The organism is Gordonia aichiensis NBRC 108223, from assembly GCF_000332975.1.
Taxonomy (GTDB): domain Bacteria; phylum Actinomycetota; class Actinomycetes; order Mycobacteriales; family Mycobacteriaceae; genus Gordonia; species Gordonia aichiensis.
This window is the reverse complement of the sequence record NZ_BANR01000004.1, coordinates 171,095-188,051: the sequence shown is the minus strand read 5'-3', so window position 1 is coordinate 188,051 and position 16,957 is coordinate 171,095. Positions and strand designations below refer to the sequence as shown.

The 16,957-nt window shown below is 66.0% G+C and carries 16 protein-coding genes; 10 read left to right on the top strand and 6 right to left on the bottom strand.

Annotated elements, in window-relative coordinates:
* The first annotated feature begins 91 nt into the window (after nucleotides 1-91).
* Nucleotides 92-1,447 (top strand): M1 family metallopeptidase, encoded by a 1,356-nt coding sequence (locus GOACH_RS05470; protein ID WP_005171789.1) that lies wholly within the window; start codon nucleotides 92-94, stop codon nucleotides 1,445-1,447.
* 21 nt (nucleotides 1,448-1,468) lie between these two features.
* On the top strand, nucleotides 1,469-2,755 hold the full coding sequence (locus tag GOACH_RS05465) for a lipopolysaccharide biosynthesis protein (protein ID WP_040517895.1): 1,287 nt from the start codon (nucleotides 1,469-1,471) through the stop codon (nucleotides 2,753-2,755).
* A 32-nt stretch (nucleotides 2,756-2,787) separates the two neighbouring features.
* Here the strand turns inward: GOACH_RS05465 and GOACH_RS05460 are convergent, their stop codons facing one another.
* Nucleotides 2,788-3,624 carry a glycosyltransferase family 2 protein gene (locus GOACH_RS05460; RefSeq protein ID WP_040517894.1) on the bottom strand — a complete coding sequence of 279 codons (837 nt, stop codon included), beginning with the start codon at nucleotides 3,622-3,624 and terminating at the stop codon, nucleotides 2,788-2,790.
* Between the two features lie 145 nt (nucleotides 3,625-3,769).
* On the opposite strand from GOACH_RS05460, the gene ppgS reads away from it, so the two are divergent.
* Both ppgS and GOACH_RS05450 read left to right on the top strand, forming a co-directional pair.
* Nucleotides 3,770-4,504 carry a polyprenyl-phospho-N-acetylgalactosaminyl synthase PpgS gene (gene ppgS / locus GOACH_RS05455; protein ID WP_005171782.1) on the top strand — a complete coding sequence of 245 codons (735 nt, stop codon included), beginning with the start codon at nucleotides 3,770-3,772 and terminating at the stop codon, nucleotides 4,502-4,504.
* Between the two features lie 3 nt (nucleotides 4,505-4,507).
* The gene (locus tag GOACH_RS05450) at nucleotides 4,508-4,852 is read left to right on the top strand and encodes a DUF2304 domain-containing protein (protein ID WP_005171779.1); all 345 of its coding nucleotides are present in this window, start codon (nucleotides 4,508-4,510) and stop codon (nucleotides 4,850-4,852) included.
* A gap of 92 nt (nucleotides 4,853-4,944) precedes the next feature.
* On the opposite strand, the gene GOACH_RS05445 is transcribed toward GOACH_RS05450, so the two are convergent.
* A complete protein-coding gene (locus tag GOACH_RS05445; RefSeq protein ID WP_040517892.1) occupies nucleotides 4,945-5,571 on the bottom strand; it encodes a dTDP-4-dehydrorhamnose 3,5-epimerase family protein in 627 nt (208 codons plus the stop codon).
* Nucleotides 5,572-5,599: 28 nt separating this feature from the next.
* Nucleotides 5,600-6,478, bottom strand: a complete 879-nt coding sequence (rfbA, locus tag GOACH_RS05440; protein WP_005171775.1) for a glucose-1-phosphate thymidylyltransferase RfbA — start codon at nucleotides 6,476-6,478, stop codon at nucleotides 5,600-5,602.
* Between the two features lie 72 nt (nucleotides 6,479-6,550).
* Here rfbA and rfbB point away from each other — a divergent pair, with 72 nt between their 5' ends.
* Entirely contained in the window at nucleotides 6,551-7,555 is a 1,005-nt protein-coding gene (gene rfbB / locus GOACH_RS05435; protein ID WP_005171771.1) for a dTDP-glucose 4,6-dehydratase, read from the top strand.
* A gap of 178 nt (nucleotides 7,556-7,733) precedes the next feature.
* The gene (locus tag GOACH_RS05430; RefSeq protein ID WP_005171769.1) at nucleotides 7,734-8,294 is read left to right on the top strand and encodes a hypothetical protein; all 561 of its coding nucleotides are present in this window, start codon (nucleotides 7,734-7,736) and stop codon (nucleotides 8,292-8,294) included.
* A 51-nt stretch (nucleotides 8,295-8,345) separates the two neighbouring features.
* On the opposite strand, the gene GOACH_RS05425 is transcribed toward GOACH_RS05430, so the two are convergent.
* Nucleotides 8,346-9,722, bottom strand: a complete 1,377-nt coding sequence (locus GOACH_RS05425; protein WP_040517791.1) for an MFS transporter — start codon at nucleotides 9,720-9,722, stop codon at nucleotides 8,346-8,348.
* A gap of 56 nt (nucleotides 9,723-9,778) precedes the next feature.
* On the opposite strand from GOACH_RS05425, the gene GOACH_RS05420 reads away from it, so the two are divergent.
* A complete protein-coding gene (locus GOACH_RS05420) occupies nucleotides 9,779-10,405 on the top strand; it encodes a TetR/AcrR family transcriptional regulator (protein WP_005171765.1) in 627 nt (208 codons plus the stop codon).
* Here GOACH_RS05420 and GOACH_RS05415 read toward each other — a convergent pair.
* On the bottom strand, nucleotides 10,327-11,217 hold the full coding sequence (locus GOACH_RS05415) for an alpha/beta hydrolase (RefSeq protein ID WP_005171762.1): 891 nt from the start codon (nucleotides 11,215-11,217) through the stop codon (nucleotides 10,327-10,329). The genes GOACH_RS05420 and GOACH_RS05415 overlap by 79 nt on opposite strands.
* A gap of 137 nt (nucleotides 11,218-11,354) precedes the next feature.
* Between GOACH_RS05415 and galE the strand changes: the two genes are divergently transcribed.
* Nucleotides 11,355-12,374 (top strand): UDP-glucose 4-epimerase GalE, encoded by a 1,020-nt coding sequence (gene galE, locus GOACH_RS05410; RefSeq protein WP_040517790.1) that lies wholly within the window; start codon nucleotides 11,355-11,357, stop codon nucleotides 12,372-12,374.
* Nucleotides 12,375-12,802: 428 nt separating this feature from the next.
* Here galE and GOACH_RS05405 read toward each other — a convergent pair whose 3' ends face one another.
* On the bottom strand, nucleotides 12,803-14,872 hold the full coding sequence (locus GOACH_RS05405) for a DUF6541 family protein (RefSeq protein ID WP_005171757.1): 2,070 nt from the start codon (nucleotides 14,870-14,872) through the stop codon (nucleotides 12,803-12,805).
* Nucleotides 14,873-15,087: 215 nt separating this feature from the next.
* Between GOACH_RS05405 and GOACH_RS05400 the strand changes: the two genes are divergently transcribed.
* Nucleotides 15,088-16,491, top strand: coding sequence for an MFS transporter (locus GOACH_RS05400; protein ID WP_005171753.1), 1,404 nt, complete (start codon nucleotides 15,088-15,090; stop codon nucleotides 16,489-16,491).
* Nucleotides 16,484-16,957 (top strand): MarR family winged helix-turn-helix transcriptional regulator, encoded by a 474-nt coding sequence (locus GOACH_RS05395; protein ID WP_005171749.1) that lies wholly within the window; start codon nucleotides 16,484-16,486, stop codon nucleotides 16,955-16,957. Before GOACH_RS05400 ends, GOACH_RS05395 begins: the two co-directional genes overlap by 8 nt.

Here is a 16,957-nt window from a genome sequence, read left to right as displayed (position 1 = left end):
ACAAAGCCCGTCCGGACGATGCAGAGACCAGCCAAGACCCTCACGAGTCAAGACCCTCACGAGTGCAGAACCCACAGACAGGAGTCGTTGAGTGCCGGGAAAGTCGGGGAAGAGTTCACGACAACCAGTTCTCGGGACGCCGTCCGACAGCGTCGACCCGTATCTGCCCGACAACGGAAACCTCGGCTTCCGCATCTCTCGTTACGACCTCGATCTCGAATACAAGGTCGCCAGCAATCGACTCGAGGGCACGGCAACACTGACGGCGACGTCCTACGTCGAACTCGCTCGCTTGAGTCTCGACATGGCGTCGACGCTCAAGGTGGGCAAGGTGACCGTCAACGACGCACGCGCCCGGTACAGCCATCGAGGGCGCAAACTGTTCATCACCCCGGCCTCGCCGGTTCCGCCCGGCGGAGCGATGACGATCGTGATCCGGTACAGCGGAACCCCACGCCCGATTCGCGGCCCATGGGGCACCGTCGGCTGGGAGGAACTCACCGACGGGGCACTGTGCGCCAATCAGCCCAACGGCGCGGCGTCGTGGTTTCCCTGCGACGACCACCCCAGCGCCAAGGCGCCGTACCGTATCTCGATCACCACCGACAGCCCCTACTACGCCCTCGCGAACGGCGTGCTCGAATCCAAACGTGTGCGCGCGGCGCAGACGACATGGGTGTACGAACAGCTCGAACCGATGTCGACGTACCTCGCCTCCATCCAGATCGGCCCCTACGAGAATCTGCGCTTGGCGTCGAAACCCGTTCCGGTGGAAGCGATCCTGCCGTCACGCCTCAAGGAGAACTTCCGCATCGACTTCGGCCGTCAGGTGGAGATGGTCGAGGCATTCACCGAGATGTTCGGGCCCTACCCGTTCGCGAAGTACACCGTGGTGGTGACCGACGACCCGCTCGAGATCCCCATCGAGGCACAGAGTTTCTCCACCTTCGGCGCCAATCACTGCGACGGCAGCCGCGACGCGGAGAGACTCATCGCCCATGAGCTCGCCCACCAGTGGTTCGGCAACTCGGTGACGCTGCAGCAGTGGCATGACATCTGGCTGCACGAGGGCTTCGCCTGCTACGCCGAATGGCTGTGGAGCCAACGGTCGGGGGGACGCAGCGCCGACGAATGGGCACGACACTACTACGCGAAACTCGCCGACAACCCCGTGCGGGTCCCGCTCGTCGATCCGGGACCGCGCAAGATGTTCGACGACTGGGTCTACAAGCGCGGTGCGATCACACTGCACACCCTGCGCCTCCGGATCGGCGACGGCAACTTCTTCGCCCTGCTGCACCGGTGGACGGACAAGTATCGCTACGGCACCGTCACCACCGAGGATTTCATCGCGCTCGCCGCGAACTACTCCGACACCCCGCTGCACGATCTGTGGCAGAGCTGGCTGTTCTCGCCGGAACTACCGGCGTTCGGGGAACCGTCCTGATCGGCGGCGAGCGATGTGTCGATGACGGCGGAGTCCGAGCTCGAGCCCATGATCGGCGGCCGCGGTGCCGTCGGCCGCGTCACCATCGCGACGGTGATCGCGGCGGCCTCGGGGTACCTCGTCCTGCTCCTCGCCGCGCGTCAGCTCGGCGCGACCGGATACTCGGTGTTCGCCGTCTTCTGGGCGGCGTACGGACTGGTGACCGGCGCGCAGAACGGACAGCTCCAGGAGACGACCCGCACGATCCGCGCCGCATCGGAGATGCCCACAAAGGCACAGTCGGAGATGCCCACAAAGGCGCGGTCGGAGATCCCCGAGGGTGCGAGGGGCAGGCCGCTGCTGGTCAACATGGGCATCGGGACGGGTCTGGCGGCTGTCGTCGCGGCGTCGTCGCCGCTGTGGGCGGGGCATGTCTTCGACGAGTACCGCACGCTCTCGGTGGTGTTGCTGGCCGTCGGCGTCGCGAGTTTCGCGGTGTACGCGCACCTCTGCGGCGCGCTGTCGGGGTCGCTGTCGTGGTCGCCGTTCGCACGCCTGCTGAGTATCGATGCGCTGATCCGCTTGGCCGGTGCAGGTGTCGCGGTCGCGTTCGGCTGGGGGGTGCCGGCGTTCCTGGTGATCACGGTGATCGGCTCGGTGTCGTGGATGCTGGTTCTCTCGACGTCGGCGACTGCTCGACGTGTCATCGGTCTGCCCGGCGACGTCGACGACCGTCGACTGACCGCCAACACCCTCACCGCCATGGCGGCAGCCTTGGCATCCGCTGTCGTGGTGATGGGTTTCCCGGTCCTCATCAACATCACTGCCCGGGGAGACGACGACGCGCGCGTCGTGGGAGCGGTCATTCTCGCGGTCACTCTGACCCGTGCCCCACTCCTGGTTCCGCTCAACAGCTTTCAGGGCGTGCTGATCGCCAGGTTCGTCGCCGCGCGCCACGCGCTGGTGCGCTCGCTGGCACTCCCGCTGGCCGCGGTGACAGTGGTCGGGGGCATCGGGGCCGTCGCGGCATGGGCGCTCGGGTCGTGGTTGCTCACACACATCTTCGGAGCAGATTTCGAGCTCGGTGGCGCAACGATCGCGCTGTTCATGCTGGGGGCCACCGCGCTGGGACTGCTCACCGTGACCGGTGCGGCCACGCTGGCGGTGGGTGCGCACCGCTGGTACGCGGCGGGGTGGTGGATCGCGGCGGCCGCGTGCGCCGCACTGCTCACCGTTCCGCTCGAGGTGACCGACCGGGTCGCGCTGTCGCTCGTCGTCGGACCTCTCGTGGGTGTCGTGGTGCAGCTCGGCAGACTCGTCAGGGCGTGAGCTGGACCAGCGCACCTGTCGACGACCACCGATCAGCGGTGCGGAAGGGCTCCCACAACGCGTGCCATCGTGTGATGCAGCCGGGACGTGACATGCATGCGTGCTGCTCGCGCGGCACGTGACCAGCCGCGAGCCGCACATCGGCGTGCCTCCGCGGCGAAGAAGTCGTTCTCCTCGGCAAAACGCCGACCGTCGACAGCCTGCACCGAACTGACCGACGCGTCGTGGCGGCGGTAGCGGAACAGCACACTCGGCTCGAATGCGAGCGACTCTCCCGCGAACGCGAGGTCGATGAGGAGCGCAAGGTCGAGGACGACGTCGAGTCCCTCCCGGAATCCGACCTTCCGCACCGCCTCGGTAGTCCACAGCAGCGACGGGAAGTACGTCCAGTTTCCGCGATACAGACTTGTGGCCAACGCCTCACCGTGCAGCACCGTCGCCGACGACGGCGCGAGCACCGACTTGATCCGGTCACCCAGCGGCCGCACCACGTGATCGTCGGCATCGATCACCTCGACACCGGGCGCGATCACCGCCGCATCCGGGTGCGCGTCTGCCAGCGCGCGCACACCGGCGAGGTACCCCGGCAGCATCACGTCGTCGCATCCCATGACCACGAACCGATCGGCGGTCACGAGCTCGACGCAGCGTCGAAAATTGCCGTTCACGCCGAGGTTCTGCGGGTTGCGTTCGTAGCGCACACGCTCGTCGGCGAGGTCGGCCAACCACTCGCGCGGCTCGTCGCTCGGATAGCCGTCGTCGACGACGACCAGCCGGAAGTCGCGGTCGGTCTGGGCCAGCACGCTGGTGACCGCCTTCTTGAACTGCGCGACGTCGCCGTAGAAGGGCATCATGACGTCGATCGGCACCCGATCAGGGTAGACGTCGACGATCCGGATGGGTTCGGCGACCTGACATGCGAGCGGCCCCTCAGCGTCGGACGACCCGCATTTTCCGCGGCCCGGCCGTGTGCAGTCGCGGGTGGTCCCCGCCTGCTCCGATAGGGTTACCGTCATGACGGAGCGGCCCACCAACGACGATGTGTGGTTGGTAATCCCCGTCTACAACGAGGGCACGGTGATCCGCGACGTCCTCATCGAGGCCGCCAGCACCTTCCCCAACATCGTCTGCGTCGACGACGGTAGCTCCGATGACTCCGTGGCCCAGATCCTGTCGGCTGCCGCCGAGGCCGGTCGCGTGACTGCTCACGGCGGCATCCACCTCGTGCGCCACCCGGTCAATCTGGGCCAGGGCGCGGCGATCCAGACCGGCGTCGAGTACGCGCGTGCGCGCCGAGGGGCCGAGTACTTCGTGACCTTCGACGCCGACGGTCAGCACCGCGTCGACGATGTGGTGACCATGGTGAACCGCCTGCGTTCCGAGCCCGTCGACATCGTCGTCGGGACCCGATTCGCCGACGGCCGAGACGAATCGGTGCCGGCCCTGCGAAAGATGGTGCTGCGCACCGTTGTTTTCCTCAGTCCACGCACCCGGCGACTCGGGCTGAGCGACGCCCACAACGGTCTGCGGGCGTTCAACAAAACCGTCGCCGATAAATTGGACCTGCTGATGGCGGGGATGAGTCACGCGTCGGAGTTCGTGGCCCTCATCGACCATCACCACTGGCGGGTCGCCGAACAACCGGTGACCATCCTCTACACCGACTACTCGCGCGCCAAGGGGCAGTCGCTGATCAACGGCGTCAACATCGTCGCCGACGGTCTGCTGCACGGGCGCATGAGGAGATAGCCCATGATCGTGATCCAGATACTTCTCCTGCTCGCAGCGCTCGGCCTCGTGTGGTTCTTCGTCACCAATCGCGGCAACGCGAGATCATCTGCGGGCGTGAAACTTCTGTTCGTCGCGTTCGTGGTGTTCGGCGTCTATGCGATGTTCCGGCCCAACGATCTGACCACCGTCGCGGGCTGGGTCGGCGTCGGTCGCGGCACCGACCTCGTGCTCTACTGTCTGGTGATCGCCTTCGCTTTCACCACCGTCGCAACGTATCTGAGGTTCCGCGAGCTCGAGATCCGCTACGCCCGCCTCGCCCGCGCGGTCGCGCTACAGAACGCCGAGATCGAGAACCGTCGCGACTGACCCCGCACAGACGCGGCCCGAATCGCACAGACGCGGCCCGAACCGGCAGACGCCGCTGGTGTACCGCCTGCGTTCACCAATTCGCGCCGCGTTTACGACGCCCCTTCGGCCAGTGAACGCAGATACGCTGTGACGTCGGCGTGCTCGGGCAGCAGTCCTGATTCGCGTGCAGCGGTCAATCCCGGTGCTGCGGTGTCCTTCTCCGACAGTTCGTAGGTCAGCGGCGAGCCGTCACGTGCGAGCGTCGGCCACTCGATACCGAGCTCGGGATCGAGTGGGTTGATCCCGTGCTCACCCGAGGGGTTGTAGCCGGTCGAACACAGATACGTGACCGTCGACCCGTCTTCAAGGGCACAGAATCCGTGCCCGAGCCCTTCGGAGAGGTAGACGGCACGACGGTCGGCGTCGTCGAGGAGCACGGTGTCGTAGGTACCGAACGTCGGTGACCCAACGCGGATGTCGACGATCACGTCGAGGATCGCCCCCTTGGGGCAGGTCACGTACTTGGCCTGCCCGGGCGGAACGTCGGCGAAGTGCACTCCGCGCAACACTCCCGCAGCCGACACCGAGAGGTTGACCTGAGCGAGGTCGAGGCGGTGGCCGATCACGTCGTCGAGGAGATCACCCTTGAACACCTCGGCGAACAGCCCGCGCGCATCGCCGTGCTGAACGGGCGTGAACTCCCACGCCCCGTCGATCGACAACGGGCGGATCTTCACGGGCACTCCCTCACATCGTGGTTCGTGTTCACTCGAAACCCTTACCGCGGGCCAGGACGTCGAGCAGATAATCGCCGTACCCCGACTTGCGCAGCTTCTCGGCGCAGGCGGCGAGTTCGTCGTCGGACAAGTATCCCTGCCGCCAGGCGATCTCTTCGGGCACAGCGATTTTCAGTCCCTGTCTCTGCTCGACGGTGCGCACGAAGTTGCCCGCGTCGAGCAGCGAATCGAAGGTCCCGGTGTCGAGCCAGGCCGTCCCGCGCGGCAAGACGGTCACCGACAGCTTGCCGCGATCGAGATAGTGCGCATTGATGTCGGTGATCTCGTACTCGCCGCGCGCACTCGGCTGCAGGCCACGCGCGATCTCGATGACGTCGTTGTCGTAGAAGTACAGGCCAGGAACCGCATAGTTCGACTTCGGGGTGGTCGGCTTCTCCTCGAGCGACACCGCCTTGCCGTGCGCGTCGAAGTCGACGACGCCGTACGCCGAGGGGTTGGCCACCCAGTACGCGAAGATCGCGCCGCCGTCGATCGAATCGAATCCCTGCAGCTGTGAGCCAAGACCGGGGCCGTAGAAGATGTTGTCGCCGAGCACCAGTGCCACGGACTCGTCGCCGATGTGGTCGGCACCCAACACGAACGCCTGTGCCAGTCCGTCGGGCGACGACTGGGTGATGTAGGAGAGGTTGATTCCGAACTGGCTGCCGTCGCCCAACAGCCCGGAGAATGCCGCGGAGTCCTTCGGCGTCGTGATCACCAGGATGTCGCGGATGCCCGCCAGCATCAGGGTCGACAGCGGGTAATAGATCATCGGTTTGTCGTAGACAGGGACCATCTGCTTACTCACGCCCTGCGTGATCGGGTGCAGCCTCGACCCCGTACCACCGGCAAGAATGATTCCGCGCATGTCGAATAGGGTAGACGCCGACGACGGAGCGGCAATTCGGACCGTACTCCACAGACGAGAGGTCAGGAACACATGCGGGTTCTGGTCACCGGCGGCGCCGGCTTCATCGGCGCAAACTTCGTCCTCCGGACACTCGAGCAGCGCCCCGACGTGCAGATCCGAGTACTCGACAAGCTCACCTACGCAGCGAGTCCGCAGACCCTCGCACCGGTCACCGACAGCATCGACCTCGTCGAGGGCGACATCGCCGACGCAGCGCTCACCGATCGCCTCGTCGCCGACGCGGATCTGGTCGTCCACTTCGCGGCGGAGTCGCACAACGACAACTCGCTCGCCGACCCGTCGGCCTTCGTGCAGACCAACCTGGTGGGTACCTACACCCTGCTGGAGGCGGTCCGCCGTCACGGCGTCCGGTATCACCACATCAGCACCGACGAGGTCTACGGCGACCTCGACCTCGACGACCCGGTGCGCTTCACCGAATCCACCCCATACAACCCGTCGAGCCCGTACAGCTCCACCAAAGCGGGCAGTGACCTGCTGGTTCGCGCGTGGGTGCGGTCGTTCGGCGTGCCCGCGACCATCTCCAACTGCTCCAACAACTACGGCCCGTATCAGCACGTCGAGAAGTTCATCCCGCGTCAGATCACCAATGTGCTCTCGGGTGTACGCCCCAGGCTCTACGGCGACGGCCGCAACGTGCGCGACTGGATCCACGTCGACGACCACAATGACGCCGTGTGGACGATCATCGAGAAGGGGCAGATCGGCGAGACGTATCTGATCGGCGCCGATGGCGAGGTCGACAACCGAACCGTCGTCGAAACCATCCTCGAACTGCTCGGGCAACCGCGCGACGCCTTCGACTTCGTCACCGACCGCCCCGGCCACGACCGCCGATACGCCATCGATTCGACGCGCCTGCGTACCGAACTCGGCTGGTCACCGCGCTATACCGACTTCCGTTCCGGCCTGTCGGCGACGATCGACTGGTACCGCGACAATGCCGGGTGGTGGCAACCCGCCAAAGACGACGTCGAGGCGAAGTATGCGGGGACCGAGAAGGTCATCGGCTGACATCTCGCCGCCGCCCGGACCGACGCGTGTTGCTGCGCGGTCACGAACGCCCAACAGGCGTCGCACGCCGATTGCAGGTTCATTTCATTGAGCGTGCGGAGATGACAGCTCCGTGTGCCCGCGACACTCTGGACAGTGAGGGAGGACCACCGGGGGCCACCGACCAACGGAGGTCTGCATGGGTTCGGTTCGCGCCCCGCGCTCCCGTCGACGCATGTGCCGCGGCGTTCGCGCTCGTGTCGCGGCAGCACTGATCAGCGTCACCGTCATGTTCGGTGCGGTGTCGGCCACCGTAGCCGCTCGGGCTGACGCGGCACCACCGAGACCGAATGCGGCGTCCATCGTCGATGACCTCGCCAACCTCCCCTACCAGGCGCTTTTCGCCGCGAACGTGCAGGTGTTCGAGTTCGCAGGCATCTACCGCCAGGACAGCCCGTTCAGCGCCCCGTACTTCTTCGCCGTCCTGCGCAAGCTCCACAACGCCAACCAGGGCACACCTGGGAACAGGCGATATGCATTCGTGGGAAAGGGCGCCGGGTCCACGCTGCCCGAGGCATTCGGCATGTATCCCGGTCGTCGCCCGTCCTCCGATCTCCACCTGCGTTGGACGTTCCAGTTCGACCCGCGCACGCTCACGCCCACGCTCGGCGGTGTGATGCAGTGTCTCTCGCCTCCGACAGTCGGGTCGGTGGGCACTCTGGTCGGCGGCGCCGTGGCGACCCGAACGTGTCCGAAGTGACCGGACCGTCGTGATGGGCACGAAGCCGCGGCGCACAACCGCCGCCGTCTGTCAGGCGCGGCTCGCGTGCAGTTCCCGCCCCGCGTCGAGTGGCAGCAGCGCCACTCCGAGCCCCGAGAGCAGTGTCACCGCAGCAACGACTCCGAACGCCCACGCGTATGCCGCGTGCGACTGAGGATCACCACTGAGCACAGCACCGAGCCGTACCCCGACCGCTGCGATCGCGACGCCTAGTCCCGTAGCGAGTTGTTGGTTGACGGCGTTCAGCGTGTTCGCAGCTCGGCGCTGAGATACCTCGATGGTCGCGAATCCGATGGTCGAGTAGGCGGTCAGCGCCGTCGAACGGAAGACACCACTCAGGAGCGCAATCGCGGCAATAGCTACCGGACTGGTTGCGGCAGTGCACAGTCCGAGGGCCACCGCAGTGACTGCCAGGCCTGCCGTTGACGCGCCGAGAACCCTCCGGAATCCGAACCGTTCAATGAGCGGCTTGGCGAACGGCTTGATCCCGATGTTTCCGACGAAGACGAACATCACGAGCACACCCGCCCGCACCGGCGACCAGCCGAAGGCGGCCTGCATCATCAGGGGCATGAGGAACGGCACAGCAGAGACCACCATGAAGAAGACACCCATGCCGAACTGGGACGCCCCGAAAACCCTGTCGCGCAATACATGCAGTTCGACGATCGGCTCCTTCGCGAGCAGCAGGTGAACCAGCGCAGCAGCGAGTAGGACAACACTGGCGACCAACCACGAGACCAACACTGGCGCAGCGGAATCGGTGTCAGCGATCAGATGTGCGGCCCATACCACCGCACCGAGTGACACCCCGACGAGCACCACACCGAGGATGTCCAGTCGGCGGGGCGGACCGTCGACCGTCGTCGGTGTGACCCGAACAGCGACGAGGGTCGCCAGGACGCCGAGCGGCACGTTGATCCAGAAGATCCACTGCCAACCCAGATGCCCTGCGAGGAGCGCACCGACGAGCGGCGCGATCACCGGCGCCAGCAGTCCCGGCCAGATGATGTACGACATGAGCCGCATGACATCGGTCTTCGCGGCGTCACGCAGGACCACCTGCCTGCCGACCGGGACCATCATTGCGCCGCCGACACCCTGTAGGACGCGCGCGACGACCAGCCACTCGAGTGACTGGGCCAACCCGCAGAGCAGGGACGCAATGGTGAACGTAGCGATTGCACCGACCAACACGGTGCGGGCGGGTAGGCGCGTGATGAGCCAGCCACCGACCGGGATGAATGCCGCCAGCGCCAGCATGTAGCTGGTGATCACGATCGCGACCGACGTCGCCGGCGCGTGCAGCGCAACGCCGATCGCGGGCGCCGCGGTCGTGACGATGGTGGCGTCGAGCATCTCCATGAAGAAGCACCCCGCCACGAGGAAAGCCGTCGAATATTTCATGAACGCTAGGCTAGACGCACCGTTGCGTCTTGTCTAGACCGGTTACTCTTCTGCCCATGAGCGAGCATCACGGCAATCGGTACGGACGCAGCGAGGACGCGCATCACAAAATCCTCAACGCCGCAGACGATCTCCTCGCTGAGGTCGGCTTCGCCGCGGTGACCATGGAGGGACTGGCCAAGCGCGCGGGCGTCGCCAAGCAGACGATCTATCGCTGGTGGCCCACCAAGGGCGACGTCCTGCTGTCGGCACTTGATCGCGACGCCGCCGACCGGCTCACACCACCCGACACGGGATCGCTGTCTGGCGACGTGCGCGCCGCCGCACGACTTCTCGCCGAGTTCCTACTGATCAACGACGAGGGAAAGATGCTGCGCGCCTTGCGCGCACACGCGCAACTCGACACCGCCTTCGCCGAGAAGTTCGACGAGCAGTTCGTCGTCGGGCAACGTGCACGTGAGATCGCGCCGTTTCATCGCGCACTCGAACGCGGTGAACTACCAGACGATTTCGACGTCGAACTCGGTCGCACCACCCTCTATGGGCCGATCTACGAGGTCGAGGTCGACCGCCTGTCACTTCAATTTGCCGACGCCGTCGCCGATCAGTGGCTCACCGGTACGACGTCGCGCAGAAATGCGATCTCGTCGGCGACCACGTCGTCGAAGGCATCTCCGACGTAGATGTCGAAGTGGCCGTAGGGGTAGACCTTCGCCGTGATGTGCGGGTTGCCCTGTGCGGCCCGGATCGTCGGGCCGGGCGGCGCGACGCTGTCGGTCTCACAGATCGCCACGAAGGTCGGAATGCCGATGCGGCGCATGTGCCGTGCGGGTGAGTAGAACGGGATGGCCAGGCCGGCGCGCGCCGTCACACTGTTGGTGAACGACGCACCGTCGGGCACCAGTGAGAGATACCCGGGTTCGGCGTCCGGGGCGGTCATCAGTGCAGCGTCATGTCCGTGCCCGGTCAGCGCCACCAGCACCGGATCTCGGTGTAGTGCACTCGACGCGATGTCGGCAACAGCGCGCCCGGTGACCTTCACCGACGAGATCGGGTCCAGAGCCAGCAACGATGCGGGGCCACTGGTGAACGGGCACTGCGACACCGCCGCCGCGAGACCCGGCTGCCGCGCGGCAAGCGTCAGCGCGTGACCCCCGGAGAATGATGACCCCCATACGACTATGCGTGCGGCGTCGACGTCGTCCAACGACTTCGCGTACTCGATCGCGGCGTCGTAGTCGGCGAGCTGTCGGCGTACCGACAGCAGCTGTCTCGGTTCTCCGTCACTGTCGCCGAAGTGGCGGTAATCGAACACAAGACACGCAAACCCCGCTTCGACGAAGCGCTCGGCGAAGGCGTCGAGCCGCATCGTCCGCACACCGCCAAGTCCGTGCGCCATCACGATGACCGGCGCGCCCGGCGCATCAGGCCGGTAGAGCCATGCCCGGCAGGTCACGCCCTGCGAGGTGAATTCGACGTCTGATCTGCTGGTCATCGGCCCCCGAATCGTCGTCGGCAGGCACCTCGACGTACCTGCCGATGTGTCATGCACGATAGCGGCACATCCGCTTCGGGTACACCACACAGGTCCCCGCTGGTGAACTGGCAGGGGAGCGCCTTACCGTGGTCGTCATGCGCGTACTCGTCAGCGGAGGTGCCGGCTACATCGGTTCACACACTGTGATCCGACTCGTCGAAGCGGGACACGACGTCGTCGTCGTCGATGATTTCAGCAATGCCAAACCGACGGTGGTCGGCAGGCTCGAGGGATTGACCGGCGTCCACATCCCGGTCCACTCGTTCGACCTCACCGACGTCGACAAGACCGAGAAGTTCTTCGACGACGAGACCGTCGACGCCGTGATCCACTTCGCAGGGTTCAAGGCTGTCGGCGAGTCGGTGGCCAAGCCGCTCGAGTACTACGAGAACAATCTCGGCAGCACGTTCTCGCTGCTGCGTGCCATGCGTCGTCGTAACGTCCGACGGTTGGTGTTCTCGTCATCGGCCACTGTCTACGGCGCAGAACCTGTGCTGCCCATGACCGAGGACTCTCCCACGTCGGCGACCAACCCGTACGGCTGGACCAAGGTGATGATCGAGCAGGTGCTGCGCGACGTCGCCGCGAGCGACCCCGCCTGGCGTATTGCCGCATTGCGCTACTTCAATCCGGTCGGCGCGCACCCGAGCGGACAGATCGGCGAGGATCCCAGTGGCATCCCCAACAACCTGATGCCGTTCGTCGCGCAGGTCGCCGTCGGCCGTCGCGAGAAGCTCTCGATCTTCGGCGATGACTACGACACCCCCGACGGCACCGGCGTCCGCGACTACATCCACGTCGACGACCTCGCGGCGGGCCACGTCGCAGCACTCGAGCGCATCAGCGCAGGCACAGATTCCATGTCGACGTGGAATCTCGGTACCGGACAAGGGGTTTCGGTGCTGCAGGTGGTCAAGGCCTTCGAGCGTGCGAGTGGCCGCCCGATCCCGTACGAGATCGCGCCGCGTCGGGCAGGCGACATCGCAGCGTCGTACGCCGATCCGACGAAGGCCAACAAGGAACTGAACTGGTTCGCGAGCAAGACGATCGACGACATGTGCGTCGACACCTGGCGCTGGCAGTCGAACAACCCGGAGGGCTACCCCGACGCCTGAGCCGGCCGCCGGACGCGGGGCCGACCGGGTCTGGTTTCGACGTTTCGGCGGGTTTCCGGGTTCTTCCCCTGGTTTCTGCAGCGGTCGCGGACTCTTCCCCGGGTTTCTGCGGGGATCGCGGGCCCTTCCCCCGGTTTCTGTAGCGGTCGCGGGCCCTTCCCCTGGTTCTGCAGCGGTCGCGGGCCCTTCCCCCGGTTTCTGCAGCGGTCGCGGGCCCTTCCCCTGATTTCTGCAGCGGTCGCGGACTCTTCCCCGGGTTCCCTCCCCTTCCCCTAGAAGCAACTCGCCGAAAGGACCAAAACCCGCGGAAAGATTCCTTCCCCTAGTTTCTGCACCGCCCGGCCAGCCCAGCGGCCCCCAACCCGGCCAGCCCAGCGGCCCGCACCCGGCCACCCCCGGGAACCGAGCGCCGGAAACGCGCCCCGAGCTCACCCGCCGGGCCGCAGCACGTTCTCGTTGACCCGATATACCGTGGCAGTCCCCTGCCGGAACACCTCGGTCAGCCCCGGCGCGCCGTGTTCACGCAACGCGAGGAACGGATCGCCCTGCACGCCGTGCTCTGGATCGGGGACCCCGTTCTGGAACGGCCAGTAACTCGGCGGACTGTCGATCACATAGTGCACGTTCATGTCCCGCACGATCTGATCGACGTGCGGATCGCTGCCGATCTGCGCGGTGCCCCAGTACAGATCGCGCTGACGGTCGGAGAACTCGTTGGCCCGATAGAACGAGAACAGCGGCGTGAGTCCGGTGACCGGATACAGCCAACCGGTGCCCTGGTCGAGGTTGTTCAGAATCAGCGCATCGTGCGCGTCCGGTTGACGCTCGAGCCAGTGGTACGCGGCCAGATCGTCTGTGCCGACCAGCTTCTCGCCGCGCTCCTTCGACGCGATCTGTGCATTCGGCGGGTAGCGCCAGACACCGGCCCCCGCGATCAGCACCAGCAGTACCGCGAAGACCACTGGCAGTGCCCAACGACGTTGCGTCGCAACAGCATCACCGGAGCCGGAGTTCGCGAGCCAGCGTGCCACCGCCATCGCGGCCATACCCAGCGCGACGCCGACGGCAGCGGCGGAGAACAGCGAGACGACGAAGGTCAGGCGATGCGGCGAGTTGTAGAAGTAACCGCCGATCACGCCGAGCGGCGCCGACAACGGGCCAAGCGAGACAACCGAATTGGCGGTGACAAGCACGAACACGGCCCACGTCACCAGGCCTGCCCAGCACCGCAGCCACAGCAGCGCGAGCGCGCCGAGCACGGTGAGGATCACCAGACCCCACACCGGATAGTCTTGCGTCCCCAACGGCACTGTGCCGTTGAACAGCGCCTGCGAAAGCCCTTCCAGCACACCGACGGTGTCGACGCGGAAGTCGAAGAAGGGAAGCTCGTTGGTGTCGGCGACACGAATGGTGCCCAACACCACCGGGAAGACCAGCACCACCGTCACCAGGCCCGCCACGACCAGCGTGACAAAGTCCCCGATGCGACTGTGCACAGGTCGGCGCAGGGCCTCGAAAAGCCACCACACGCCGACGATCACACCGACCAGAATCAAGCCGGACGGGTGCGTCGCCGTCACCCCTGACACCGCGACGGCGGCGGGCAACACCCGCCGCCGGTCCCGCACCACACTGATCGTCAGCACCGCAGCGATCGGCGCCATCGATACTCCGACGGCGTTCGGCACCGAGGTCAGCTGCACTTCCACATAGGGCAGCGACGGGAAGAGTGCAGCGACCGCACCCGCGACCCCTGCCACCAACGCCGACGTCGAGGTGTCGAACCGATGGCGCGCGAACCAGTAGGCCAGCGACGCCACGCCGAGCGTCACTGTCACCGCCAGTGTCGCCGGGGAGTAGGTGTTGTAGAGCTGCACCGGATTCGCCCCGGTCAGCGGCATCTCCAGCGCCCCAAGCGCGTGCCAGGTGTTGGGGTAGTAATTGAAACCGTGCGTGTCGTAGTTCATGAGCTCACCCATGCGCAACGACGATCCGACGCCGGTGTCGTGAATCCACCGCAACGAGCTCGCATGCCAGAGCGAATCCCAGACCTGCGGGATGTTGTCGAGCCCGGCGAACGCCGTTTTCGCGACGGGCCTGATGCACGTGATGGCGATGATGACTGCCCCGAGGGCGATGCCGACGCCTCCTCGCAATGCCGCCGCGCGGCCCAACGGGCCGTCGAGCCTCCCGTTGTCCGACGGAGTCGTCGCGGCTGGTGCAGGCGCGATTCGACGACCCGCCCGTGTGCCGAGCAACGCAGAGTAGATCCAGGCGAGCGCGAATGCGATGAGCACGGCAACCAGAGCTGTGATCAGGTTCCACTCGAATCCGATGGCGCCATAGAGCACCGTGGACACGCTGACGATCGCAAAGGTGATGGGTGCACCGGCGGCGATCGCCACGGGCCAGCTCAGTGTCATCCGACGGCCGACGCACGCACCGGGAACAACGAGTAGAACGACGGTCACCACACTCACCCATGCCCCGAGCAGCACTGACACCGTCCTCTCACTCATTGGTTTCCGGCGTCGTCGTGCGTGTCGGGAACACCCCGGTCCACGTGCCGGTCGACCTCGTGCAGGTTACCGCGCCCGCGCGAGGCGACCGTTCTCCCCTACTCGCCCGATACACCCTGCATTCCAAGTGCTTGTAGTTCTACAATCTTTGTATGTCCACAACCACTTCCGTCGAGCTGACGCCGCGCAGGAAGATGGCCATCCTCGCCACCTGCTGCATGAGCCTGCTGATCGTGTCCATGGACTCGACCATCGTCAACGTCGCCCTCCCCGCGATTCGGACCGATCTGAACGCGAGCGTGTCGTCGCTGCAGTGGGTCATCGACATCTACACGCTGGTGCTCGCGAGCCTGTTGATGGTGTCGGGCGCAACCGCTGACCGCTATGGTCGACGCCGCGTGTTCCAGATCGGACTGTTCACCTTCGCCCTCGGGTCGCTGGCGTGCAGCCTGGCGCCGAGTGTCGGCGTCCTGATCGCCGCTCGTGCCCTGCAGGCCATCGGCGGGTCAATGCTGAACCCGGTGGCGATGTCGATCATCACGCAGATCTTCGTCGATCCTCGGGAGCGCGCTCGCGCGATCGGTGTGTGGGGATCGGTTGTCGGCATCTCGATGGCTGCCGGGCCGATCGTCGGCGGAGTGCTCATCGACTCCATCGGGTGGCGTGCGGTGTTCTGGATCAACCTCCCGATCTGCCTTCTGGCGTTCGTGCTGACCGCTGTCCTGGTGCCCGAATCGCGCTCGCCGATCATGCGCACCCTCGACCCCGTCGGCCAGGCCCTGGCGATGATCGCGCTCGGCGGCACCGTCTACGGGCTCATCGAAGGCCCCGGCCACGGTTGGGATTCCCCGCGCACCGTGACCGTATTCGTCGTCGCGGCAGCCGCTTTGCTGGGCTTCCTCCTGTGGGAACGACGTCACGACGATCCCTTCATCGACCTCCGCTTCTTCGGCAGTGTGCCGTTCGCATCGGCGACCGTCATCGCCATCTGTGCATTCGCCAACTGGGGCGGATTCCTGTTCCTCATCTCGCTGTATCTGCAGGAGGACCGCGGGTTCAGTGCTGTCGGCACCGGCGCCATGCTCGTACCGCCAGCGATCGCCGTGCTGATCTGCTCGCCGCTGTCCGGACGCGCCGTCGGTCGTTGGGGTACCCGACCGTCGCTGGTGATCGCCGGAATCGCGCTGCTGATCAGTTCGTCGATGATGCTGTTCATCGACGACCACACCCCGATCCCGCTGCTCGCCGTGATGTTCCTCATCTACGGACTCGGCTTCGGGATGATCAACGCGCCCATCACCAATTCCGCGGTCGCGGGCATGCCCCGACATCGCGCCGGTGCCGCGAGTGCCGTGGCGTCGACGAGTCGCCAGATCGGCGTCAGTCTCGGTGTGGCACTGGCGGGTAGCGTCACCGGCCTGGCCGCTGCGCGTACAACCGTCGACTTCTCCACCGCCATGACGGCCATGTGGTGGATCGTGATTGCCTTCAGCGCAGCGATTCTGGTGCTCGGCGTCGTGTCCACGACGCCCTGGGCACTGCGAACCGCGAGCACGGTGTCACGTCGGCTGATCGAACCGGAGATGGCCGATGCCTGACCACGACGACGCAGTCAACCGCACGACAGCCGACGGATCGGCGAGCCACGACGAACTCGTCACACAGGTCTGGCGGGAACTGACCTCGTTCGTGACCGATTCGCGCGACGCCTGGCGGCGCGCAGTCGTTGCCGCGACGGGATTGCCGTTCAGTCGGATTCGGGTGCTCAAGCGGTTGCAGAGCGGGCCATTGACGATCACCGAGATCGCACACGCAGCGACCATCGACGCGCCCGCGGCATCGGTTGCGGTCTCCGAACTCGAGGCCGCAGGCTACGTCGTGCGCGAGATCCCGTCAGCGGATCGTCGACGCAAACAGGTCCGCGTCACCGACGCCGGGCGCGAGGTGCTCGAGAAGGTCTGGTCGGTCGACGACCCTGCCCCAGATGTGCTCGAGCGCGCGTCGACCGCCGAACTCGAAGTGCTGCACGCCATGTTCAGCAGAACGTCGCCGCGCGAGGCCTGA

Coding starts and splice junctions, on each gene's coding strand:
- GOACH_RS05465 (WP_040517895.1), top strand. CDS start 1,469: ATGACGGCGGAGTCCGAGCTCGAGCCCATGATCGGCGGCCGCGGTGCC.
- ppgS (WP_005171782.1), top strand. CDS start 3,770: ATGACGGAGCGGCCCACCAACGACGATGTGTGGTTGGTAATCCCCGTC.
- GOACH_RS05450 (WP_005171779.1), top strand. CDS start 4,508: ATGATCGTGATCCAGATACTTCTCCTGCTCGCAGCGCTCGGCCTCGTG.
- rfbA (WP_005171775.1), bottom strand. CDS start 6,478: ATGCGCGGAATCATTCTTGCCGGTGGTACGGGGTCGAGGCTGCACCCG.
- rfbB (WP_005171771.1), top strand. CDS start 6,551: ATGCGGGTTCTGGTCACCGGCGGCGCCGGCTTCATCGGCGCAAACTTC.
- GOACH_RS05430 (WP_005171769.1), top strand. CDS start 7,734: ATGGGTTCGGTTCGCGCCCCGCGCTCCCGTCGACGCATGTGCCGCGGC.
- GOACH_RS05425 (WP_040517791.1), bottom strand. CDS start 9,722: ATGAAATATTCGACGGCTTTCCTCGTGGCGGGGTGCTTCTTCATGGAG.
- GOACH_RS05420 (WP_005171765.1), top strand. CDS start 9,779: ATGAGCGAGCATCACGGCAATCGGTACGGACGCAGCGAGGACGCGCAT.
- GOACH_RS05415 (WP_005171762.1), bottom strand. CDS start 11,217: ATGACCAGCAGATCAGACGTCGAATTCACCTCGCAGGGCGTGACCTGC.
- galE (WP_040517790.1), top strand. CDS start 11,355: ATGCGCGTACTCGTCAGCGGAGGTGCCGGCTACATCGGTTCACACACT.
- GOACH_RS05400 (WP_005171753.1), top strand. CDS start 15,088: ATGGCCATCCTCGCCACCTGCTGCATGAGCCTGCTGATCGTGTCCATG.
- GOACH_RS05395 (WP_005171749.1), top strand. CDS start 16,484: ATGCCTGACCACGACGACGCAGTCAACCGCACGACAGCCGACGGATCG.